Source organism: Ulvibacterium sp. (genome assembly GCF_028285715.1).
Classification (GTDB): Bacteria; Bacteroidota; Bacteroidia; order Flavobacteriales; family Flavobacteriaceae; genus Ulvibacterium.
In genome coordinates this window covers 197590-222938 of the sequence record NZ_JANQOO010000035.1, presented here as the reverse complement: position 1 = coordinate 222938, position 25349 = coordinate 197590, and the positions used below count along the sequence as shown (strand labels likewise).

The window sequence follows — 25349 nt, the reverse complement described above, 5'->3', positions numbered from 1 at the left end:
CGTACCAAGGGAACTTTTTTTTATTTAAGGTAAGTAACAAAAATGAAAGACAAACCTTTAAAACTACTCCCTCATGGACTCCAAAATACGCTCTTCGGTATTTTTTCTGGAAAAGTTTACCGCACATTCTATCAAAGCCAAATGTGAATAGGCTTGGGGAAAATTTCCCAAAAGTCTTTTGGTCTTAAAATCTATATCCTCGCTGAATAGACCTAAATGGTTTCCATAAGTCAATGTCTTTTCAAAAAGGGCCATGGCCTTTTCCTCCTCCCCTATTTTGAAGAGGCTATTGATAAACCAAAAGGTGCAAATGGTAAAAGAGGATGACGGGAGTCCAAAATCATCCTTATTCTTATAGCGATATAGTAGGCCATCATTGCTCAATTCCTTTTCAATAGCCTTTACGGTACTCACAAATTTGGGCGACTTGGCATGTATGAACCCATAGGACTCCATAAGTAGTACGGAGGCATCCAGATGTGTGGAACCATAGGATTGGGTAAAAGCGTTTACTTCGTCATTCCACGCATTCTCATGAATGTCATTTTTAATTTCCTGTTCCAATTGGGTCCATTGTTCCAATTTCCGTGTTTTTTTCAGTATACGGGCAACTCGTACGGCTCTGTCTATGGCAACCCAACAAAGAACTTTGGAAAATGTAAAATGTCGGTCTTCGGTACGCAATTCCCAGATTCCCTTATCCGGTTCTTTCCAGTGTCTGGAAACGATCCAAACAATTCCTTTGGTTATGCCCCATAACTCTTCGCCATTCTCGATACCTGTACTGAATTTGGCCAATTGTGCATGGATGACATCCATTAAAATGCCATATATATCGTTTTGCTTTTGCTCATAGGCCGCATTACCCACCCGAACAGGTTTGGAGGCGTGGTAACCGCTCAAATGATCCAGGGTATTTTCCGTCAAGGTTTTCTCCTTGTTAATGCCGTACATGATCTGCAATTTTTCATCCTTGTCCGGAATCAGGTCAATAATGAATTGCAGATATCTACGTGCTACGTTCTTATGTCCCAGATCGGCCATTACCTTGATGACCATGGAAGCATCCCTAATCCAGCAAAAACGATAATCCCAGTTCCGTACCTCACCAATGGTTTCCGGTAGGGAAGTTGTTGCCGCCGCCAGTACGGCACCGGTTCTGTCATAACTTAACAACTTCAATGTAATGGCACTGCGCATAATCTGCTTATTGTACTTGTTGTAGGTGGGCGTCCTGTTGGCCCAATTGAGCCAATACACCTTGGTCCTTTCCAAGTCCAAATAAATTTTTCGGGAAGTGGGATGAAGTATCTTTTCATTATACCCCAACAAAAAAAAGCCGTTTTGCTTTATTTCCAATTCCCTGCCCTCCACTACAGCATTCTTATTGAATGAAGTATACAAAAAGACGGTATCGAATTTTTCGTTCTGCGTTAGGCTTACTACAAAGTTCTTCTTTACATACGTTTTAGTCTCACCAAGGGCGTATTCCAATTTGGGGTTGTATTTCACCCTAAATTTAGGCCTCCCCTTTACATGGCGTACATGTCTGGCCAATTCTGGAGGGGCGTGGTAGCCACCGTTCTCGTTATAGTAGCGAGGCATAAAATCATGTATCTCAAAGGTGTTCTCCCCATCCGAAAACCGGGTAATGAGTACTGCCGTACTTTTTTTGTAACGCTGTTTTATCGTATAATTCTTGGCTACAAGAATCTCAAAACTACCGCCGATTTTGTCATCCAACAACTTGGCGAAAACCGATGAAGAATCAAATTCGGGCAAGCAGCACCAATCGACAGAACCTGTTTTTGAAATTAAGGCGGCACTCCTACAATTTCCTACTATTCCGTAGTCTAAATTATCCATTCAATAAAAATGTTGATGTAATCTGGTTTTGAATTGCTATTGCCATGCAATTTGACGAAATTTAGAGAAATTAAAAGTAAAACAGGCCAAAAACATCGATTTCATGGGCAAAACTATCATAATCTCAAATAGACTACCCGTACAATTACAAATTAGCAATGGTAGCATAACTGCCATCCCAAGTGTTGGGGGGCTGGCCACAGGAATGAAATCCGTACATTCAGGTGGAGACAGCCTTTGGATTGGTTGGAGTGGACTCACCGATGAGGAAATTCCAGATGAACTTGCCCCAAAAATTGATGAGGCGCTCGCTCAGCATGGTTCCTCCAAGGTGAGACTTACCAAAAAAGAGGTGGACGGGTTCTATTTCGGTTTTAGCAACCGAACCATCTGGCCCTTGTTCCATTATTTTTTGGAATATTCCGAATTTGAACTGGACTATTGGAATGTATTCAAGGATGTAAACCAAAAATTCGCAGATACCATACTCAAAAACGCAAGCGATGAGGATACTATTTGGATTCATGATTATCAATTAATGTTGGTGCCTCAAATGGTTAGAAACGAACGTCCCGAGATATCCATAGGTTTCTTTTTACACATTCCTTTTCCGTCCTTTGAAATATTTCGGACCCTGCCCTGGCGGGAGGAAGTTTTGGAAGGCCTTTTAGGTTCTGACCTAATCGGATTCCACACCTATGATTACGAACGCCATTTCCTAAGCTCGGTTAGAAGATTGCTTGGCCTGGAAGTTAGTTTCAATGATATTTACCAAGACAATCGCATCATCAAGGTCGATTCCTTTCCTATGGGCATCGATTATAAAAAATTTAGCCAGGCTGCCGAGGAGCACGGTCAAAAAAAACCTGATGAGCAATCGGACCTACAACAACGATTGGACAAGCACAAAAAATCTACTCCCGATGGAAAGTTTCTTCTCTCCATAGACCGTTTGGATTATTCCAAGGGAATTGCCAAACGTTTAAATGCCTTTGAGTATTTTTTGAATAAGTACCCTCAATACAAGGAGAAGGTGCGTCTTATTATTCTGGCCGTCCCTTCCCGATCCAATGTACCACAATATCAGCTACTCAAAAGGGAAGTAGATGAACTGGTGGGGCGTATTAATGGGGAGTTGGCCACGGTCAATTGGACCCCAATCTGGTATTTTTATCGGTCACTTCCCTTTGACAGTTTAATAGACCTGTATACTTCCTGTGATATTGCCTGGCTCACGCCCTTACGGGATGGAATGAATTTAGTGGCCAAGGAATACATTGCCACACGGACCGATAAAACGGGGGTGCTCATCCTCAGTGAAATGGCAGGATCAGCCAACGAAATGAACGAATCCCTATTGATCAATCCCAACAATTTTGAGCAAATAGCGGATACACTGTATACGGCTATCAATATGCCCAAGGAAGAACAGCAAGCAAGGAACGAGGTACTTCAAAAACGTTTGGAACGTTATAATGTGGAAAAATGGGCCAATAGCTTTATGAGCTCGTTACAAGCTCAAAAAAATCGCGAAGCGGGCAACATTTCCAAAAGGATGACCGACCATCTCCTCAATGGGATTTTAAAGGAGTATAAAACCGCCCAAAAGCGACTTCTGTTTCTGGACTATGATGGAACTTTATCAGGATTTCACAACGATCCCCAAAAGGCAAATCCAGATGAGGAATTGTATCAACTACTGGATAACATCCATCAGCAGGAAGATACCGAAATGTATCTGGTCAGCGGCCGCGACAAGGAAACCTTTACCCGTTGGTTCCTTCACAAAAAATACAACATGATCGTGGAACACGGGGTATGGATTTCCGAAGATGGAGAACCGTTCCGGATGTTGGAAAATGTAAAGAACGACTGGATGGAAAAAATTCGTCCCGTATTGGAATCCTTTGTAGACCGCACACCGGGAAGCTTTATAGAAGAAAAGAACTATTCCCTGGCCTGGCACTATCGAAAAACCGATCCGGATTTTGGAAATCTTAGGGCCACTGAATTAAATACCGTACTTACCAGTCTCATTGCCAATGACGACATTAGCGTCCTAAATGGAAATAAAGTAATGGAGGTCAAAAGCAGTAATGTGAACAAAGGAAGGGCCACTGTTCGGGTCTTGGGTGAAGATAATTATGACTTTGTATTTGCCATCGGAGATGATTGGACGGACGAGTTTATGTTCCAAGAATTGCCCAAAAGTACAATTACCGTAAAAGTGGGGCAACAAAAGACACAGGCCCGTTTTTTTGTGGAGAATACAAAAAAGGTAAGGGAACTTTTAAAAAGGTTTGCAAATAAAAAGTGAACAAAAATTCAAATCCCGTATACGCTAAATTAGCATGGCGCATTCTGTGCCTAAAATCATGAAAAAGGATAGGAAAGGAAACCAGGTTTTCAAAAACAGATGATACGACAAATTCCTATACTTTTGAGGTCTCAATTTTATAACGCTCGAGATACATTATGAAAAATAGACTTTTTCTGGCAGTTCCCATAGCATTGATTTCTATAGTGACCTTTGGCCAAAATTTTACCGAACAAGATACGTTACGTGGTAGTATTACCCCGGAACGAGCCTGGTGGGACCTCAATTATTACCACTTGAATGTTGAGGTACAACCGGAGAACAAATATATTTCGGGCAGCAATACTATTCGGTATAAGGTTTTGGAACCCAAGCAAACCCTACAGGTAGATTTGCAACCTCCGCTCAACATTGAAAAGGTGACCCAGGACGGAAAGGAACTGAATGTAGAATCCAATGGAAATGCTCATTTTGTAAAGCTGGAAAAACCCCAAGAAGAAGGAGCGTTCAATGAAATCGTTGTGTATTACTCCGGACATCCCAAAGAAGCGGTCAACGCCCCTTGGGACGGCGGTTTTTCCTGGAAAACGGATAGTAGGGGAAAGCATTTTATCGCCACATCCAATCAAGGCCTGGGCGCTAGTGTCTGGTGGCCCAATAAAGACCATATGTACGATGAAGTGGACAGTATGGCCATTAGTGTCACCGTACCCAAAAATCTTATGGACGTTTCCAATGGAAGACTTCTGAAAATTGAAGAAAATGAAAACACAAAAACCTATCATTGGTTTGTGGCCAGCCCCATTAACAATTATGGGGTGAACATAAACATTGCCGATTATAAACATTTTGGAACTACATATCAAGGAGCGGCCGGACCTTTGACCATGGATTATTACGTACTCCCGCAAAACTTTGATAAGGCACAGAAACAGTTTCAACAAGCGCTTCAAATGATGAAAGCATTCGAACACTGGTTCGGCCCCTACCCTTTTTATAAGGATGGTTTTAAATTGGTAGAAGTTCCCTATTTGGGCATGGAACATCAAAGTTCGGTCACTTACGGCAATAAGTATTTAAACGGATATTTGGGACAGGACCTTTCGGGTACGGGCTGGGGCCTAAAGTTCGATTTTATTATCATTCACGAAGCAGGGCACGAATGGTTTGCGAACAGCATCACCTACAAGGATATAGCGGACATGTGGATCCATGAGGGCTTTACAGCCTATTCCGAAAATTTGTTCCTGGATTACTATTATGGCAAAAAAGCGGCTGCAGATTATGTAATTGGAACCCGGTCCAAAATTAAAAATGACCGTCCCATTATCGGTAAATACGGTGTGAACCATGCAGGTAGCGGAGATATGTACTACAAGGGAGCCAATATGCTGCACACACTCCGGCAACTTGTAGAAGATGATGATAAATGGCGGAAAATACTTCGTGGACTGAATAGGGACTTTTATCATCAGACCGTCACTACACAACAAGTTGAAGATTATCTTAGTGAGAAAACGGAGAAAGACTTAACCGCTTTTTTTAATCAATACCTCCGCACTACAATGATTCCAAAATTGGAATATACCATAACCGGTAGTACATTGAAGTATAGGTATACCGATATCGTAACCGATTTTGATATGCCGGTCCGGGTTTTCATAGAAGACAAGCCGCTCTGGATATTCCCTGGGGAAAATTGGAAATCGGAGGGTTTTGAGGGAGCCTTGTCCACTTTAAAGATCGATCGTAATTTCTACATAAAATCAGAAAGTAAATAAAATGCTTGGATTCGGTTAGACACCGGATCCAAGCATTTTATGTATCCATTTCCTAAATATTATGGTGCCCCACTTGCAAAAGTAACGTTCATAAGTGCAACCGGTGTAGCGCCTCGATCACCATTGGGTTTATAGATAAAATAGATTTCTTCGGTCTTGCCATCAATGGGCGATGTAAGAGGAATGGGAACCATACCCCCAGGCTGTCCTGCCACCGGTGCGGGCATACTGCCCTTGCCAAGAAGCTTTCCATCCGGAGTGTTTAGTCGCACCTCAAAATCAAGTCCGGATTTTGGCGGTTCTTGCCATCCTGCCATAAGATTGGCCGAACGTACTCCCTTCAAATCAATATCTTCAAGAACGAACCACCCCTCCCCTTCAGGCAAGATCAGCATATCCATCCCATTAAAAGCTATTGGCGTAAAACCATCGGCTTTGATCTTATCTGAAAAAGGAACAGTACTTCCTTGCAGGGCCACAGACTTGACTCCGGTCAATGGAATGGTGCCTTCAGCGCCATTATCCGTGTAGCTCGCGGTTAACACCATCACATTGGCCCCTTGGGTCGGCTCCGGATTTAGGGATCCCGATAAAGGGAGCGATTTCTTTTTGGCCTTACTTTCACCGAGGGACATAATATACGCAGCGATTTGTCGAGCTTCGCCTTTGGTTACGTCGGGATGTGCAGGCATGACTACTTCACCCCAAACACCACCCCCTCCGGCAATGATCTTATTCTGTAAATAGGCCATGGCATTGGGGTCATTTTGGTATTTTTTGGCAACATCCGTGTAATTGGGTCCAATAGAGGCCTCAGCCTCCTTGTGGCATGTCTTGCAATCCATGCCTTGGGTCAAGGATTTCCCTAAAACCGCTGCGGAGACCTGTTGGTGCCCTAAGGACATATTCACCTCGTCCAGACTTTCCAAATAATCGACGGAAACATAGATATTGGACTCGTCAATAGTGTCCTCATCAGAATCCTTGACCGATACTTCATAAGGTATGGGTACCCCTGGAAGAAAAAATGAGGAGTTCCCACCTTTGAGATCAATGGCGACCTCAGGTCTGGAATTCCCGGCCACAACCGATACCACCTGACTCTTGGCAGACTCACCTTGATCATCCTTGACCTCAACGGATACTTTATATTCCCCCGGCTCATCATAGGTGTGTGTTATTTTGGGTTCCTGGGTCTCCATCCGGTCCCCATTGCCCAAATCCCATACATAACTTACTGGATTTTTTTCCCTGTCATGGGCCTCAACAGTGGCATTTATACTCAAAGGAAGTTTGCCAGAAGTATGGTCAACTATGAGATGGTCAATAACGGGTGGCCTATTGCCTCCGTTGTATTCAATATAGCCCAGTGAGGAATCCTCGTTCTGACGGAACCATCCACTGCCATACTCCAGCAAATAGACCCTGCCGTCCGGTCCCATTTCCATATCGATTAGATTGTTCACTTCTATATCGGCGGCAAAAGGTTCCATTTTGTTGAAGGTACCATCCTCAAAGAGCGTTACGGCCTTCATCCAACCACGCATCCACTCGTAAATAATCACCTTACCATCGTAATAGGAAGGAAGTCCGCCCCCATCAGGATATAGATCGCTATAAAACACCGGTCCTGCCATGGCGTTTCTACCCCCTGTACCCACCTGCGGAAAATCTCCGGTCGGAGCATAGGGATAGTAAACATAGGCCGGCTGTGCGGGGGGGAGCTCCCTTAGGCCGGTATTGTTTTTGGAGTCGTTAATTGGTTTTTCAGGATCAAAGGCGACTCCACTTTCCCCGGTTGCATAATCGTAATCTACATAGGGTCTATTGTTTCCCACAAAGAGCGGCCATCCAAAATTTCCGGCTTCCCGGGCCTGATTCATTTCATCGTATCCCATGGACCCCCGTGTTTCCAAACTGTCCGCCCTGGCATCAGGGCCTACATCTCCCCAATACACGTATCCGTTCTTTTTATCGACGGATATGCGATAGGGATTTCTATGGCCCATGGTATAAATTTCCGGTCGTGTTTTTTCCATTCCTACCGGAAAAAGATTGCCCTCTGGAATTTCATAACTGCCATCTTCGTTAACCTTGATCCTTAGAATCTTTCCCCTTAAATCGTTGGTATTGCCCGAGGACCGTCGTGCATCGTACTGTTGTTTGCCCGGAAGGTCGTTTAATGGGGCATAACCGCTATTCACATATTTTGCTCCTTTTTCATTGAAAGGAGTAGAATTGTCCCCAGTAGAGAGATATAACAAACCATTCCCATCAAAAGCAATGGATCCTCCGGTATGACAACATATTTCCCGTTGGCTTCCCACATCCAATATCTGCTGTTCCGAGGTGAGGTCAAAAACACCGTCTTTGAATTTGAAACGGGAAAGCCTGTTGACGGATTCATTACCTGTAGGGGCATAAAAAACATAAATCCAATGATTGTTGGCATAATCCGGATCTTTTTGTAGTCCCATAAGACCTTCCTCGGCATTTACCCCTGGAGTATGCAAGGTTTGATGGTAAACATCCAGTTTGGCAACTTCCTTAAGTTCTTTGGTCGCATCGCTGTACAAAACTATTTCTCCCCTGCGTTGTCCGATAAGGACATCACTATTGGGAAGAACCGTCATTTCGGTGGGTTCAAAAAACTCACCAACTGTTAAAGGAACTTTGGCAAAACGATCGATATCCGGTGGAATCTGTGTGGTGGCCTTACTATAATCCAACTGTAAGTTGTCACCAATCGCATATTGAATACCGCCCAATACATGTTGTATGAATTTTTCTTCGGAATAACTTTCATCGGTATGACCGCCTCCGGTGTAGAATGCTCGCCCACCATCAAAATCATGGTACCAGGCAAAAGGGTGATAATCGCCATTAGTGCCCCCTTCATAAGAAGATTCGTCCAAAGAGATAAGGACATTTACGTCGGGGTTTAATTTTTTGAAGTTATACCATTCGTCCGTTCTGTGCCATATGGAATCCGTTAAATGCTGCGTAGCGATAAAATTTCGATTATTAATGATAATATCGGCTTCCGGCGTCCCAGGCGGATGACTTTGGAAATAAGCGCCGACCAATTTGTTGTACCAGCCCCAATCGTACTCCGTATCGCATGCGGAATGTATGCCCACATAGCCACCCCCCGACTGGATATATCGTTCAAAAGCGGCCTCCTGCTTATGATCCAAAACATTACCTGTGGTATTCAAAAAGACTATCGCCGAGTATTGCTTTAAAATTTCATCCGTAAATAAATCGGCATTTTTGGTGCTGTCCACGGCAAAACCGTTTTCCTCCCCCAATTTTTGAATGGCCGCAATCCCAGCGGGAATAGAAGCGTGCTTAAAGCCCATGGTCTTCGAGAATACAAGGACTTTTGGTTCTCCCTTACGCTTGTTTCCACATCCCACAATCATGAGTCCCATTAATGCCGACACGGCCAAAAAAGTTATTTTCTTCATCGTACTATAATTCGTTCGGTTTTTTACAATTTCTAAAAATACGGATTACCCATTCGATTTACCAAATTGATAATGGATTATATCTTAATTTTAGGAAAAAAGGGTTCCATGCCCAGAAAAAATGAAGGATATTCAACAACTTTATTTTAAGAACGACACGGAATGGCGGAATTGGCTGCAGGAAAATCATTCAAAATCGGATGGTATACATCTGATTTTTTACACTGTGGCTCATGAGAAGGATAGTATGCGATGGGAGGAAGCGGTCCGCGTTGCCCTTTGCTACGGTTGGATAGATAGCACTGTAAAGAGCTTGGGTGACGGTAAACGCCGACAATATTTTTGCCCAAGAAAGCCAAAAAGTGTTTGGAGTAAAATCAACAAGGATCATATAAACGAACTGATAAGTAAGGGTTTAATGCATGGGAGCGGTCTAAAAAAAATCGAAATGGCCAAGGAAGATGGTTCATGGACAGCCTTGGACGATGTAGAAAACGGAGTAGTACCCCCAGATTTGCAAAAGGCTTTTAATAGAAACAGCAAAGCTTTTGATAACTATCAAAACTTTACCCGTGGCCAGCGAAAGAGCTATCTGTATTGGCTTAACCAAGCGAAAAGGGAAGAGACCCGAAAAAAAAGGATAAAGGAAATCATAAGACTTTGCAGGGCCAACATAAAATCAAGAGATCAAAATTCAAGGTAGTGAAGCGCATTAACACAACGATTATTTTAAAATCAATTATTTGAAAAAATTTGAATGTCGTACAGCAAATTTTCTAGGTGGATAGCTCGAGGAAATAAAATTTAGTTGAACAATCCCCAATACTTTTAAATAATAATTCAATCATCGTTTTCAAGTTCCAAAGCCAATTCAAATCAATTCAAGGTCAAGACAGTTAATAAAAAATACCATAATTTTATGAGTAAACGCCAGACTACGTAATAATGCGCCTTCTACTTTTACTTATGGGATTTCTTCTTGCAATTTCGGCGTGCTCGCCGGATATCCCAGAAGAAGTGGAAGCGGCATATGCTGAACTTCCCGAGACCGTTGATTTCAATTTTCACGTAAAACCCATACTCTCGGACCGTTGTTTTGCGTGTCATGGACCAGATGCAAATACTCGCAAGGCCCAATTGCGTTTGGACCTGGAAGAGGAGGCTTTTAGCAAATTGGGCAGCGGCAACAGGGCCTTTGTTGCCGGGAAACCTGGCAAAAGCGAATCCATTATCCGTATGCTCAGTGAAGATCCGGAATTCATGATGCCCCCACCAGAATCACATCTCTTATTAACGGCCAAGGAAAAGGCTATCCTGCTCAAATGGGTGGAGCAAGGAGCCAAATGGAAACCGCATTGGGCCTTTGTGAAGCCGGAAAGACCCGATATACCGCAATCCCCATCCTCCGCATGGACGTATCACAATGAAATCGACTTGTTTATTCAACAACGCCTAACACAAAATGGTCTTGGACCATCCCCTGAAGCTGACAAGGAACGCTTGTTAAGACGGGTGTTTATCGATTTGACCGGATTGCCCCCTACGATTGCGCAAATCGATTCTTTCTTGAACGATAAAAGTCCGACGGCATACGAAAAAGTGGTGGACGAGCTGTTGCGGACCGGTGCCTGTGCCGAACGCTTGGCATTGGATTGGATGGATCTAGCCCGATATGCCGATTCCCATGGAAAACATGCCGATGGTTGGCGGATGATGTGGCCTTGGCGCGATTGGGTCATCAAGGCCTTTAGGGAAAATATGCCCTATGATCAGTTTGTTACCTGGCAATTGGCGGGTGACCTTTTGCCCAATGCTACCCAAGATCAGAAATTGGCAACAGCCTTTAACCGCAACCATCCCATTACCAGTGAGGGCGGAGCTATCGATGAGGAAAACCGCCTGGGCCATGTTTGGGATAGGACCGAAACGGTAGGAACCGCATTTATGGGCCTGACCATGGCCTGTGCCCGATGTCATGACCACAAGTTCGACCCGATTTCACAAAAGGACTACTTCCAAATGACTGCTTTTTTTGATAATATTAAAGAACTGGGGGTCTCAGGTAATGACGTAAATTCGGGTCCCATGTTGCCCCTTGTGGATGCCGGGACCGAAGAATCCCTAAAAAAGCTAAAGACCGGTATTAGCGACAAGGAGAAAGCTCTATTAGTCTCCAAAAAAGAACTTCGAAAACAAAGCGGATACGCAAAACCCTTGCCCCATAATTTTATGGCAAAAGATCTAATGGGACATTATAAGTTCGACATGGTTTCCAACAAAACCAACAAAGAAGGGAGGTATAGCATTGACGGTAATCCTAAGGTGACCATTAAGGCAAAACCCGTTCTGGCGGAGGGAAAGAAAGATAAGTCCTTTGAGTTTACCGGGGAATATGATGAAGTCTATATTGATGATGCACGAAATTTCGAATGGACAGACCCGTTTTCCACCAGTCTTTGGATCAATACCTCTAAACGGGAGGTCGGAAAAACACAGACCTTAGTGGGTACTGTAGGTGGTAAAAATAGCCTTTGGCGAGGTTGGGATTTTTTCTTGGACAGTCTTAACCATCTGAACGCTAGATTGGTAAGTTCGTTACCCCATAATTACATACATGTCCGATCAAAGGACTCAATACGAAAACATACATGGCATCATGTAGCCTTCAGTTATGATGGTTCCGGCAAGGCCAAAGGATTGAAACTATTTATCGATGGTAAAGAAGAATTAGTGGATATTCCGTACGATCGTTTGTATAAAAGTATAAAAACAATCAAGGATAAGGAGCATACCCTATATACCCGTTCCATAAAGGTAGCTCGGAATTATAGTTTTTCTACCGGTGAGAATGGAATTTTCCAAGGAAAAATAGATGATATCCGATTGTATGGTAGAACCCTTACCCCTTTGGAGGTGAAGTACATTTACCAGAAGGATATCGGGTCACTGGAGAAGCTAAAAGAACCTGCAACGGACTATTGGCTAAACCAGTCCAAGAAAATAGTTGCCTTGGAACAGGATCTTAAGAAACTTAGGAACAAGTGGCTATCTTTAATGCTACCCGTACCGGAGGTTATGGTTATGGAGGAAATGCCACAAAAAAGATCGACCTTTGCCTATGATCGTGGCGATTACGAACAGCCTACCTACCAAGTAACTGCAGCTGTTCCCGAAGCCTTACCGGATTTCCCAGAAAATTATCCCAAGAACCGGCTGGGACTGGCCCAATGGTTTTTTGCGGAAGAAAATCCGTTAACGGCCAGGGTAACCGTAAACCGGTATTGGCAGATGCTTTTCGGCAAAGGGTTGGTTAACACCCCCGATGATTTTGGAGTACAGGGTGCGTTGCCCTCGCATCCCCAGTTATTGGATTGGCTATCCCTATTTTTTGTTGAAAACGGCTGGGATGTAAAAAAGCTTTTGAAGACCATGGTCATGTCCCACACCTATCGGCAATCTTCCTTTATGACCCCGGAATTATTGGAAAAAGACCCAAAAAATGACTACTTGGCACGAAGCAACAGCTATCGTCTACCGGCGGAAATAATTCGGGACAACGCATTGGCCGCAAGTGGGCTCTTGATACCGCATATCGGCGGGAAAAGTGTACGGCCTTACCAGCCTGGAAATCTATGGATCGAAAAAAGTAATTTTTCCCATAAGCTATTGCGATATAAGGAGTCCATGGGTGATAGTCTATATAGACGGGGCCTTTATACATTTATACGACGTTCCTCCCCACATCCGGCCATGTTGGCATTCGATGCCCCTTCCCGGGATATCTGCACGGTCAAAAGAGAAAGTACCAATACCCCCTTACAGGCCTTGGTACTATTGAACGATGTTCAATTTGTAGAGGCTTCCAAGATTTTGGCACAACGCATGCAAAAAGAGGGTGGAAATTCCTTGGAAGAACAATTGGTTTATGGGTTTAGGTTAGCGATAAGCCGCTTTCCCAAAAAAACGGAAACCCAAGTCTTAACGGCTTTGTTCCAGGCGCAATTGGAACGTTTTGAATTAAATCCTATTGAGGCTCAAGAACTTTTGGACGTAGGAAGAAAAAAGGTGGATGAATTCCTTGACCCCATTTCTACGGCTGCCCTAACGGTAGTGGCCAACACGATTTTGAACCATGATGATACCTACATGAAAAGGTAAACTTTCCACTTGGAGTTTTACTTTTTAAACACTGTGTAAAATACTTTTTTACAATGGTTTACCTAAACTCCAAACTGTCCTAAATGATGGTTTAAATGGTAGATGGCCAGGCCTGTCCAACGTTTATGGTCCAATGTTCCAAAATAGGGATGTATGGCAAAATTATAGTCTTCCGGAAATCTCGAAAATTCCAGGATGAAGTCCTTCAAAACCTCCTTGTCCCTTTTAAATTCCGTGGGTTTTGTTCCATCGCCCTCCACCTGTCCAAAGCCTTTGGGGGCCGGTGTTGGTTTTCCCGATCTGGCCAACGCCTTTATTTCCTCGGCATCCACCTCTCCATATACTTCAGCTTGTTTTGTTCCCTTCACCATTCGGAAAAAATCAGCACAGTGACAGACCATTTGATGCGCGTTCATTTTCCCGAACAAAGGTTTTTTGTCCGAGTCCAGGCTATCGATTCTTCTAAAAAACAGTAAGCGTTGTTCTTCATTCAATTGTACACGAATACGGTTTATAATACTATCAAAAATAGGAGTATTACCGAATTTACTATCATAAAATAAATCCGTTTTTAAAATTTAGGTAAGCCACGATAACTTTATCCATTGCTTTATGTTTTTGGTATCTTTGGCTCAACAGTTTATTCCAAATAAATACAAGGTCCTGGGAATAGGATGATTTTTTGTTTTGGGAGAACTGCTGGGCTAAATGAAGTATTGTTTCTATTTCTTAATAGCTTTTCCCCAATATCAATAACTTAAAAAAGACAGACTTGAAAAAAACTCTATTACCAATACTCCTATCCTTTCTAACATTTTCCCTTTTCTCCCAGAAGTTTTCCATGGATCTGATTCAAGATCTTAAGCCTAGAAATATTGGGCCTGCCGGAATGAGCGGCCGGGTCACGGCTATTGACGTAGTACATTCCGATCCAGATATTATGTATGTGGGCACAGCGTCTGGGGGGCTGTGGAAATCGAATAGTGGTGGTATCCGATGGGAGCCTATTTTTGATAAGGAAGTAACCGCCTCAATCGGTGCTGTAGCCATTCAGCAATCCAATCCTTCCGTTATTTGGGTAGGCACTGGGGAAGGCAATCCCCGGAACAGCCTTAACGGAGGATATGGGGTTTATAAATCCTTGGACGGCGGAAAAAGTTGGCAAGCCATGGGATTGGAAAAAACACGACATATCCATCGCATCAAAATCGACCCTGCGGATCCCAACATCATTTATGTAGGGGCCATCGGTTCGCCTTGGGGAGAGCATCCGGAACGTGGTGTCTTCAAAACCACCGATGGCGGTAGGACCTGGGAAAACATTCTGTTTGTCAACAACAAGACCGGAGTCGCCGATATGGTCATGGATCCCACAAATCCCAATAAGTTGATCGTGGCCATGTGGGAGCACAAGAGAGACCCATGGTTCTTTAAGTCAGGCGGGGCCGGAAGTGGCCTCTACATGACCCATGATGGAGGCAAGAATTGGAAAAAGATTACAGAAAAGGATGGATTGCCCAAAGGAGAGTTGGGCCGTATTGGTATTGCAATAGCGGCCAACAGACCGAACATAGTTTATGCTTTGGTCGAGTCTAAAAAGAATGCGCTTTACAAATCCGAGGATGGCGGATTCAAATGGAAAAAAATAAATGACAAGTCCGATATTGGAAATCGGCCTTTTTACTATTCTGAAATCTACGTGGACCCACAGAATGAGAATAGGGTGTATTCTGTTTTCACCTATGTAAACGTTTCCGAAGATGGTGGAAAAAGTTTTAAACAATTGATGCCCGCCTATGAAGTGAATAATGGGGTACATCCGGACCATCATGCTTGGTGGATACATCCCGAAAATGGCCAATTTATGTTGGATGGCAATGATGGTGGCGTAAACATTACTAAGGATGGGGGAAAGTCTTGGCGTTTCATCGGCAATCTGCCCCTGGCCCAATTTTATCACATCAGTGTGGACAATGAGTACCCTTACAACGTTTACGGCGGTATGCAGGACAACGGCTCTTGGCGTGGACCGGCCTACACTTGGCGAAGACAGGGCATCCGCAATAGTTACTGGCAGGAAATCGCGTTTGGCGATGGATTTGATGTGGTACCGGACAAGGACGATTCCCGATTCGGCTATGCCATGAGCCAACAAGGTTACGTATCGCGATACGATTGGAAAACGGGAAACAACTACACGGTACGCCCTATCCCACCGGATGCAAAGACAAAATTACGTTTTAATTGGAATGCCGGAATTGGGCAGGATCCCTTTGACAACGGTACCGTCTATTTTGGAAGCCAGTTTGTACATAAAAGCAAGGACAAAGGGCTTACATGGGAAATTATTTCCCCGGACTTGACGACCAATGATCCCGAAAAACAGAAGCAGGATGAAAGTGGTGGGCTGACCATGGACGCCACGGGGGCCGAAAATCATTGTACCATTTTGGTCCTGGAACCTTCTCCACTGGAGCAGAATATGCTTTGGGCGAGTACCGATGATGGCCGGGTACATTATACCCAAAATGGTGGTGAAAGCTGGATAGAGGTAACAGCCAATATCAAAGGACTGCCCTTGGGCAGTTGGATTCCCCAAATAAAAGCCTCTCACAAGAACAAGGGGGAGGCCTTGTTGATTGCCAATGATTACAGACGTTTCAACTACACGCCCTATGTGTATCGTACTAAGGACTATGGCAAAACCTGGGAACGGATCGTGAATGCCAATGACGTGGAGAGCTATACCCTGTCCATTGTAGAGGATATTGAGAACCCTAATCTCTTGTTTCTCGGTACGGACGACGGCCTTTACATCTCTTTGGATGCAGGGGACAACTGGCAAAAATGGACAGAAGGTTACCCGACGGTTTCCACCAAAGATCTGGTCATTCACCCACGGGAGCACGATTTAGTGATAGGAACTTTTGGACGTGCCGCCTGGGTCCTGGACGATATTGGCCCCTTACGCGCCTTGGCTTCGGATAAATCCATACTACAAAAGGATGCCAAATTATTCCAGCCTCCTACGACATATCAAGCTGCCTATCAGCAACCTACGGGAAGCCGATTTGGAGGTGATGCCCTTTACAATGCGGAAAACCGGAAAGAGGGTGCCATGATCACCTATTACTTGAAGGAAGGGAATAAGAAGGATGGAACTAATTCTGATAAAGAAGAGAGTAGTTCGACCGATGAAAATCAAACCGGAAACAACATGAAAATGTCCGGGGTCCAAAAGAAAGATTCCATACAGTTCCAATTCTACGAAGGGGAACGATTGATTCGTACCCTTAAATACAAAACCCCGGAAAAAGCCGGTTTTCACCGTATCTATTGGCAGATGGATGAAAAAGGACCAGATCGCCCTTCACGTCAAATGAAAAAAGACAAGAAGGAATCCGGAGGTGTTGCGGTAAAACCCGGGATATATAGAATCCGAATGAATTATGGGGACGTCTCCGAGGAAACGACCATAACGGTCGAATCAGATCCCAGACTGGAAGTTCCCAAGGAATCCATCGTTGAAGTATATGAATCCTCTAAAGAGCTTGATAAAATGACACAGGTTGCATCAGATGCCGTACAACAGCTCGTAGAAAGCAAAAACATAGCCACACGGTTTGAGAAGGATTTGAAGGAAATGGACAAAGAAAAATACAAAGACGAAATCGAAACCGCCAAGACCATCCAAAAACAAATAGATTCCACCATTGCGCTCTATTTGGGCAAGGTGGACAAGCGACAGGGAATAACCCGAAATCCCGAGATTACCGTAGTACAACGGTTGAACACAGCTAGAAACTACGTGGACAGCCGAAAAACAGGTATCACTGCAACTGAAAGAAAACTTATCCGGTTTGCAAAGGAGGACCTAAAAACTGCACTACAGAAGACCAATGCTTTTTTTACTGACAAATGGGAGACCTTTAAGAACGAAATCCAACAATTGGAAATAACCCCTTTTAAAGAGACCAAAAGTTTTAGTTTGGAATAAATGAAGAAAGTTGCACTCTTGTTCGCTTTTGTTTTTTCTTTCTCCCTTACCGCTCAGGAATCAGGTGAGGATAAATGGGGTTCATGGCACATGTATTTTGGCACGAATAGAATTTCCGAAAAATTAAGCATACACTCCGAGGCACAGGCTCGTTATTATGAACAACTGGATAATTTTAATCAGCTATTATTGCGGACTGGCCTCAATTACCATATTAATCCAATTGCCATGGCTACATTTGGCTATGCCTATATCGTGTCGGATGCTACCTTTGATGAACTTCCAGGGGATAGGGACTCTAAGGAACATCGGATTTTTGAGCAATTTATACTACGAAATGAAGTCGGGAAATTTGCATTTGAACATCGTTATCGCTTGGAGCAGCGTTTTTTGGATTTTGGGGAGCGAACGGATATCCAGCATAGGGCGAGATATCGTCTTCAAGTGACCTTACCGCTGACTCAACTATTTTTTCTTAATTTTTATGATGAGGTATTTATAAACTTACAGGATGAAATCTTTGGGCAAAATAGATTATATGGGGCATTCGGATTTCATATAGCCAAAAATCTGAGTGTACAGGCCGGATATCTGAAAAACCATTTTTCCTCGGCCCATTTTGATCGTCTTCAAATAGCCGTGTTCTATAATCCGGATCTAAGAAAAAAGACCCGAACGGTAGATTGACGGTTTAAAGTGAATTCCAATTTTCCTTAAAACCCCATGTTGAAGCAAGACTATTTCGGATTTGGGGAACAAACTTGAAATTTCTGAAAAAACATGACGGATATCAGTCATTAGAGGTGACACACGGCAGTAATTTTGTCCCAACAAATACTACCGGATGGCAACCCGACTACTTTGCCCGACAATTGTCTTATTCATTAGCTTGAACAGTTTTTCACAAAGGGAGCGGGAAGAAATTCTGGGAACTTGGCTGGTAGCGTCGGGAAGTCATCAAGTTTCGGAAAACATTTCCATACCTACAATCGGCATTCTGCGATATTATGAACCTTTCCATCACTATGAGCTATCGTTTTTTAGGACAGGGATTTGCTATGGTTTTAGCCCTAGGCTTTCCGGTACCTTGGGCTATGGTTACTTAAATTCCGAACCCTTTATCCAAAGTAAGGAAGCTAAAGGCGCCTTTTACCAACATTGGCTCTACTCACAGCTTACTTTCAAGGACAAGATGGGAAGCTTCAACATTTCACATCGATACCGGCTTGAAAACCGATGGATCAATACCACCGAGGGGACCGAGCTAAGACATCGGATGCGCTACAGGTTAAAAGCCTCCTATCCCCTAAGCCTTCGATTTTATTTGTGTGCTTCCAATGAAATCTTTATTGCGCTACAGGAACCGCTATTCAATCAAAATAGACTGTATTTTGGAATAGGGTACAAATTCAATTCCAGTCTGCATTTGGAAACGGGGTTTATGAAGAATCATTTTTCTAACGCCAATTACGAATATTTGAGAATCGAATTCATCTTTAAGACGGACTTTCGCAAAAAGCATAAGGCATAATTGCCTCTCTCCCACCAAAACATTCGGGCCAAACCACTATCTTTAGGAAAGCTATACTTACTAAGGACGACTCAGTCTTAAAACGAACCCGATGAATCTTCAAAAAGTTACATTTCAAAATAAAAAAGGTCAGACCTTGGTAGGAAGATTGGAACTTCCCGCAGATCAACATCCTCATAATTTTGCACTTTTTGCTCATTGTTTTACGTGCAACAAAAATCTTTTGGCTGTAAGGAATATTGGAAAAGCATTGACCTCCAACGGATTTGGCGTCCTACGATTTGATTTTACAGGACTGGGGGAAAGCGCTGGCGATTTTGCGGATACCAATTTCTCGGGCAATGTGGCGGACCTTGTAGCTGCCTCAGATTTTCTTGCAAAGCAATATCAGGCCCCTTCCCTACTCATTGGGCATTCCCTTGGAGGTGCGGCAGTCATTTTTGCGGCAGCGGAAATTGTGTCCGTTAAGGCCATAGCCACCATAGGGGCTCCTTCAAATCCCATCCACGTACAACATCTGCTTAAGAGCAATATAGAGGAAATACAAGATAAGGGAGAGGCTGTGGTTAACCTTAGCGGAAGGGACTTTACCATAAAAAAACAGTTTTTGGATGACCTAAGGACGAAATCATTACCCGAAACCGTTAAAAATCTCCGCAAACCCATATTGCTAATGCATTCTCCCCAAGATGATACCGTGGGGATTCAAAATGCAGAGGAAATTTATGTGGCGGCCCATCACCCCAAAAGTTTTGTTTCATTGGACGGGGCCGACCACCTATTGTCCAACAAAAAGGACTCCTTGTATGTGGGGGGAGTTATTTCAGGATGGGCGCAACGCTATTTGGATATGAAAACCGAAGTAGCGCAACCAAGGACCAAACATGATGTTGTTGCCAGTTTGGATTCCGACGACGGTTTTACCACCCAAATGAAGGTAGGGAACCATTATATGATCGCGGACGAGCCCATAGACGTTGGAGGAAGCGATTTTGGTCCCTCGCCCTATGAACTGGTTTCTGCCGGTCTTTCCGCGTGTACCGCAATGACCATACAAATGTATGTTAGGCGAAAAGACTGGAAGCTGGAAAATGTGGAAGTACACACTTCATATAGCAAAGAACATGCGCTAGACTGTGAAAACTGTGAGTCCGATAGTGCCAAAATAGATACGTTTCAAAGGGAAATACGATTAAAAGGAGACTTGGATGAAAAACAGAAGAACCGCATTATGGAAATTGCGGATAAATGCCCGGTACACCGAACTTTGCACAGCGAAACACAAATAATCACAAAACTATTGGATTAATGCAAAGCAACGTATTTGAAATCGCGATTACAGGAAATCATCATTCCTTGTTGCTGCCTGAAGATATCGTTTTTCCGTTTTTGGAAAAAAACCTGAAAAGGGTACGGGCAAAGGCTACTTTCAATGGAAAGGAATTGACATTTCATGGAGCCATTCAAAAAAGGAACGGAAGGCATTATATGATGTTCGGCAAGCGGTATCAAAAGGAATTAGGTGTCTTTCCCAACGACTATTTTCAGTTGCAGTTCTTTGAGGACACCTCTAAATATGGAGTTGAAATGCCGGAAGAATTGGAAGCTGTATTACAAAGTGATTTCGAGGCCCAAGAAATATTTGAATCCTTTACACCCGGGAAAAAACGAGGGATTATCTATATGATTTTGGGGTATAAAAACCCGCAGACACGGATCGATAAATCCATTTTGGTCTGTGAAAATCTTAAAAGAGGTATCAGAAACAATCCAGATCTCCTAAAATCATTTTAAAGAGGGCTTGAAATGCCTTTCTTTATTGCGTAACTTTAGGCCCATCTACGAACTAATTTTTCGCTTTGCGGAAATAAAAACAAAAAAACACATCTATGAAAACAGTAAAATTGGCCATTCTTGGACTTGTACTTTTAGTATCCTACCAGTGTAAAGAGGCCAAAAAGGAAAGTGAGGAAAACGCCAAAGAGGCAATGGCCGATTCCTCGGAGAAATTCAACTTGGTAAAAGATTCCACAAAAGTGGGTTTCACGGCCTATAAGACTACTGAAAAATTGCCTGTAGGCGGCAAGTTCCTGAAAATAGACATTACTGAAAGTGAACCAGGGAGCACAGCAATGGATGCCATGAACGGTACTGCATTTTCCATTCCGATCAGTAGCTTGTTTACAAACGACGGAACGGGAACCCGTGATCCCAAAATAATCGAATTCTTTTTTGGGGCAATGAAGAACACCTCACTTATTTCAGGTGTTTTTAAGGTATCTGAAGACGGGAAACCTTCGATCGACGTGACCTTGAACGGCGCTACCGAAAATATTCCCTTGGAATCCGAAAAAACATCCGAAAATGCCTATACATTTTCGGGAGTAATGAATCTTGAAAATTGGGATGCATTGGATGCCGTTGCATCCATAAATAAAGCCTGTGAAGCTTTGCATACAGGCAAGGACGGTATTAGCAAGACCTGGAGCGAGGTTGCCGTACAGGCCCAGGTGTTACTGGAAAAAATTGAATAGAAATCAATTGTAGATACCCAAAATAAGGAACCTTAAATTTTCCTATGGGGCATTGGAAAGATTTTAAAAATTATCCCATCTCCCATAACTGTATAAAAGTAGCCTCTGGATTACATATTTTTTAATCCAGGGGCTTTCTTTTTAAACCGCCTCCCCACCCTGCTCCAAGCGGACTTCTTTATAACATGAAGAAAAAGTGTGGATGTTTAGAAGCTTTGATGGTAATTCTATAACCAAGTACGCTCCCTTGATATCTGTAACCTTTGAAAAAGTTGCCATGGCTTAGCAACAGAATGAAAGGCAATAACCAGGTTAAATCAAATTTTTAGGTGCATCGATGAAAGCAACTAGTACATTTTTCGACCTAAAAACCGTTCAGCAAGTAACAGTTTGTTGTGTGTTCAAAGTATACTTATGAGGCAAAAGATTTTCTCACTTTTCTTTTTTGTATTGCTTAGTGGCTGTACGATACACAGGGCCAATTTTGAAAACGCCGTAATAAAAACAACTAATCTCAATATGCTTTCCGAAGATTTTCTCCAGAACGTAAAGGATGGCAGGGACACGAAGATAATACGGGACAGAATTGCGAATCTCACTTTGGAAGAATTGACCAATTCATTGATTACCGACGCACATAGGCTGGCTTTTTGGATAAATGTCTATAACGCCTACATTCTAGTAATACTAAAGGAGGATCCAGAAGCGTACAATGATAAAAGCACCTTTTTCAAAAAAGAACAAATACCTATTGCCGGAGAGCGGTTTTCATTTGAAAAAATAGAACATGGTATCATCCGGAAGTCACAATGGGCCTTGGGTCAAGGACGCATCCGAAGATGGTTCCCGAATACATATGAACGAAAACTTCGAATCAACAAGCGGGATTACCGTGTGCATTTTGCATTGAACTGCGGGGCCAAGGATTGTCCCCCGGTGGCCATTTATCATCCAGAAACACTGGAATCTCAATTGAACACAGGTACTGCGTTGTTCCTAAAACAAAATTCAGAGTATTATCCGGAGAAAAATGAAGTTGCCGTAACCTCTCTTTTTAATTGGTTCCGGGGTGATTTTGGCGGTAAAAACGGCATCAAGAAGATATTGAAGGAATTTGAGGTTATTCCTAACACCCAAGATATCGATATTTCCTACAAGAATTACGACTGGACCTTGGATTTGGATAATTGGACACACCTTTAAGGATTTCCTTCATCCCGTTTGAAGTTGCCAGCAACAGGGATCACCTTAAAATGTTAGGCAAAACTTTCGATAGCCCAAATTACTGTCCTATAAAAAAGTTACTCGTTAGGTTTAAGAATCTTGCGCAATGACTTATGCGCAATCACCATTCTATACACCAAAATAAACATAATTGTAATCCAAACAAAGAAGAGGAGGTATTCCATAACAATCGGATTAAATAGGTTAGTTATCTATGTACATTCTGTACGGCTTGGGGCTTCCAGAAATGCATTTTCTAAAATTTGGAGGATAAACATAGTAAATTCAATCTTAAATTCCTACAAAATGGTTAATAAAATCATAATCACTTAGTAGCCCCTCTGATCCGGAAAACTTGAATCCAAAATGCAATGCATGAAAAAGTCTTATATTTTCCTTTAATTTGGGGGTCTAAAAGTGCCTGTCCATGAACCCATCCGCATCCGGCTGGATACAAAAATTCGGTTATCTCATTGAGGATAGGTATTGGTACCCCGAAGATTTCCATGCCCTTTATCTGGAGATGAAAAAAACTGGGTTTATCTATGGCATCAATGTTAGTACCATACCCTTAGGGAAACTTGAACATATTCTTTCCGAGGATGAAAATGCCAAAATAAACCTTTTGGCCGCACTATACTTTACGTATCATTTAAGGAAACCCAACTCGGATTTCAAGGCCTTTACGGATTGTATTTTTGGTTTTTATAAGGTTTTGGATGTCGGTCGAATATCATTTTTCAATAAAATCGTCACAGGGAAGAAGACATCGTCCCAATTGGAAAAGCTTCTAGATTCCAGAATATATCTTGAGGATAACCTAATCAGCAAGACGTTTAATAGTATAATAACCAATTCCCTCTTGTTCATTGATGTCCTGACCTTTAAACAATATCTGGAAAATAAGGAGGAGATACGGGAATATGCCCAGAACCTGGAGTATATCACCATTAATCTTACCTATCATACCCTTAATTCCAAGGAAAGAAACGCAAAGGATGAAAAATTGGCACAGCTTTTTGCATCATCACTAACTTTTATTGATGAAGAACACCAGAAATTTGATGGATCCTATCGGGAGAAGCTAATGCATCATTTTTCCCGATTCGAAAACCAATATTTTTTGGACGTCGCATGCCTGACGGTTTGGGAAGATCAATCCTTGGATTACAAGGAATCCGATTTCATTTTTGGAATTGGAAAGGACATGGGAATAGAAGAGCATCAGATAAACCAATCTTTAGAGGATGTGGCCCAATTTTTTGATGATAACGCAAAAAAAATACCTGTTCTAAAGGATAACAATTTGGCTGTACAGTTTTATGACAGCATGTCCAAAATTGTAGATAGACTTATTTTACGTAATAGCAAACGGCTTCAAAAAGAACTTTCGGAAAGTAAGGAACTTGTATATCTATTGTCCAAATCCACTACCCGCGAGTTAAGCCCGGAAGAGAAGAAAAAAGTACAAAATCAGTTGTTGGATATTTTTAAGAGCATACCTTCGCTGGCTATTTTTATGTTACCCGGTGGGGCCGTTTTATTACCAATTTTTATTAAACTGATTCCAAAATTATTGCCTTCCTCCTTTGACGAGAACAGAGTAGAAAAAAAGTAATGAATTTCATGGATTTGGTCCTATAAGAAAAATCTATATTTTGTTTTAAAATTCTTATTTTCAAAAATTTAAAACATTTTACTCCAACCATAACTTGAAGTCTTTAACCCTTTCTCTACTTACTATGATTTCCTGTCCTTGATATCGGTTCAATTTGATTTTTAGCCGTGAGTTGGTATAGGAAACAATGTCCTGAATAAATTTTATATTAATGTAGAACTTTCGGCTTACCCGAAAAAAAGTCTGGGGTTCCAATTCCGTTTCCAAGTTTTCCAAGGTAGTCTCCAACAAATAATTCCTACCGTCCGAAGTGGCCGCATAGGTTCCTTTGTTTTCACTATAAAAACACTCCACCTCGTCAGCATTAATAATTTTAAGATGTTGTCCCACCTTCGCTGTAAACCTCTTTTTATACTCCCGTTCCAAAGGGTTCGCCAGTAATTTTTTGATGTCCTCAAAATCCAAGGTCAGTTTTTGCGACTTCGGTTTTAGAGCCCTGAATTTTTTTACCGCCTGCTCCAAATCTTCATCATCAATAGGCTTTAACAAGTAGTCTATACTGTTCAATTTAAATGCCTGTAAGGCGTATTCGTCATAGGCAGTAGTAAAAATAATAGCACTTTGCACCTCAACATGCTCAAAAATCTCGAAAGAAAGCCCATCCGCAAGCTGAATGTCCAAAAAAATCAGATCAGGATGCTCATTGTCCTGAAACCACTGGATGGACTCTTCCACAGAATGTAGCATAATGGATACTCCTACACCCAATTCCTTTAGAAGTCTTGAAAGTCTTCTTGCCGCCGGCTTTTCATCCTCAATAATGATTACTTCCATAGTTTTAATGTTCTTTACT

Annotated in this window: 16 protein-coding genes; 12 read left to right on the top strand and 4 right to left on the bottom strand. The window is 42.6% G+C overall.

The genetic code is table 11. The features are described 5' to 3' along the window. Positions 1-63 precede the first annotated feature (63 nt). Positions 64-1866 (bottom strand): glycoside hydrolase family 15 protein, encoded by a 1803-nt coding sequence (locus Q0993_RS18830; RefSeq protein ID WP_299536086.1) that lies wholly within the window; start codon positions 1864-1866, stop codon positions 64-66. 103 nt (positions 1867-1969) lie between these two features. Here Q0993_RS18830 and Q0993_RS18825 point away from each other — a divergent pair, with 103 nt between their 5' ends. Together Q0993_RS18825 and Q0993_RS18820 are read left to right on the top strand one after the other, a co-directional pair. After that, positions 1970-4183, top strand: a complete 2214-nt coding sequence (locus Q0993_RS18825) for a bifunctional alpha,alpha-trehalose-phosphate synthase (UDP-forming)/trehalose-phosphatase (RefSeq protein ID WP_299536084.1) — start codon at positions 1970-1972, stop codon at positions 4181-4183. A 158-nt stretch (positions 4184-4341) separates the two neighbouring features. Further along, entirely contained in the window at positions 4342-5964 is a 1623-nt protein-coding gene (locus tag Q0993_RS18820; protein WP_299536081.1) for a M1 family metallopeptidase, read from the top strand. A 59-nt stretch (positions 5965-6023) separates the two neighbouring features. On the opposite strand, the gene Q0993_RS18815 is transcribed toward Q0993_RS18820, so the two are convergent. Then, positions 6024-9434, bottom strand: coding sequence for a ThuA domain-containing protein (locus tag Q0993_RS18815; RefSeq protein ID WP_299536078.1), 3411 nt, complete (start codon positions 9432-9434; stop codon positions 6024-6026). Positions 9435-9555: 121 nt separating this feature from the next. On the opposite strand from Q0993_RS18815, the gene Q0993_RS18810 reads away from it, so the two are divergent. Together Q0993_RS18810 and Q0993_RS18805 are read left to right on the top strand one after the other, a co-directional pair. Continuing rightward, a complete protein-coding gene (locus tag Q0993_RS18810) occupies positions 9556-10137 on the top strand; it encodes a YdeI family protein (protein WP_299536076.1) in 582 nt (193 codons plus the stop codon). A gap of 263 nt (positions 10138-10400) precedes the next feature. Continuing rightward, entirely contained in the window at positions 10401-13592 is a 3192-nt protein-coding gene (locus Q0993_RS18805; protein ID WP_299536073.1) for a DUF1553 domain-containing protein, read from the top strand. Between the two features lie 62 nt (positions 13593-13654). Here Q0993_RS18805 and Q0993_RS18800 read toward each other — a convergent pair whose 3' ends face one another. After that, positions 13655-14086, bottom strand: coding sequence for a DUF1569 domain-containing protein (locus Q0993_RS18800; protein ID WP_299536071.1), 432 nt, complete (start codon positions 14084-14086; stop codon positions 13655-13657). A 347-nt stretch (positions 14087-14433) separates the two neighbouring features. Between Q0993_RS18800 and Q0993_RS18795 the strand changes: the two genes are divergently transcribed. The 8 genes from Q0993_RS18795 to Q0993_RS18760 all read left to right on the top strand — a co-directional run bounded on the left by Q0993_RS18795 (position 14434) and on the right by Q0993_RS18760 (position 24496). Beyond that, positions 14434-17589: a hypothetical protein gene (locus tag Q0993_RS18795; protein ID WP_299537376.1), complete on the top strand. Its 3156-nt coding sequence runs from the start codon at positions 14434-14436 to the stop codon at positions 17587-17589. Beyond that, positions 17590-18276 carry a DUF2490 domain-containing protein gene (locus tag Q0993_RS18790; protein WP_299536068.1) on the top strand — a complete coding sequence of 229 codons (687 nt, stop codon included), beginning with the start codon at positions 17590-17592 and terminating at the stop codon, positions 18274-18276. Between the two features lie 157 nt (positions 18277-18433). Continuing rightward, positions 18434-19120, top strand: a complete 687-nt coding sequence (locus Q0993_RS18785; RefSeq protein ID WP_299536065.1) for a DUF2490 domain-containing protein — start codon at positions 18434-18436, stop codon at positions 19118-19120. Positions 19121-19211: 91 nt separating this feature from the next. Beyond that, on the top strand, positions 19212-20429 hold the full coding sequence (locus Q0993_RS18780; protein ID WP_299536062.1) for a bifunctional alpha/beta hydrolase/OsmC family protein: 1218 nt from the start codon (positions 19212-19214) through the stop codon (positions 20427-20429). Continuing rightward, entirely contained in the window at positions 20429-20914 is a 486-nt protein-coding gene (locus tag Q0993_RS18775; protein ID WP_299536060.1) for a YdeI/OmpD-associated family protein, read from the top strand. Before Q0993_RS18780 ends, Q0993_RS18775 begins: the two co-directional genes overlap by 1 nt. 95 nt (positions 20915-21009) lie before the next feature. After that, entirely contained in the window at positions 21010-21654 is a 645-nt protein-coding gene (locus Q0993_RS18770; RefSeq protein WP_299536058.1) for a hypothetical protein, read from the top strand. Positions 21655-22068: 414 nt separating this feature from the next. Then, a complete protein-coding gene (locus tag Q0993_RS18765) occupies positions 22069-22857 on the top strand; it encodes a DUF547 domain-containing protein (RefSeq protein WP_299536055.1) in 789 nt (262 codons plus the stop codon). Between the two features lie 448 nt (positions 22858-23305). Continuing rightward, positions 23306-24496: an LETM1-related biofilm-associated protein gene (locus tag Q0993_RS18760; protein WP_299536052.1), complete on the top strand. Its 1191-nt coding sequence runs from the start codon at positions 23306-23308 to the stop codon at positions 24494-24496. A gap of 78 nt (positions 24497-24574) precedes the next feature. Here the strand turns inward: Q0993_RS18760 and Q0993_RS18755 are convergent, their stop codons facing one another. Next, positions 24575-25330 (bottom strand): LytTR family DNA-binding domain-containing protein, encoded by a 756-nt coding sequence (locus Q0993_RS18755; RefSeq protein ID WP_299536051.1) that lies wholly within the window; start codon positions 25328-25330, stop codon positions 24575-24577. Positions 25331-25349 lie beyond the last annotated feature (19 nt).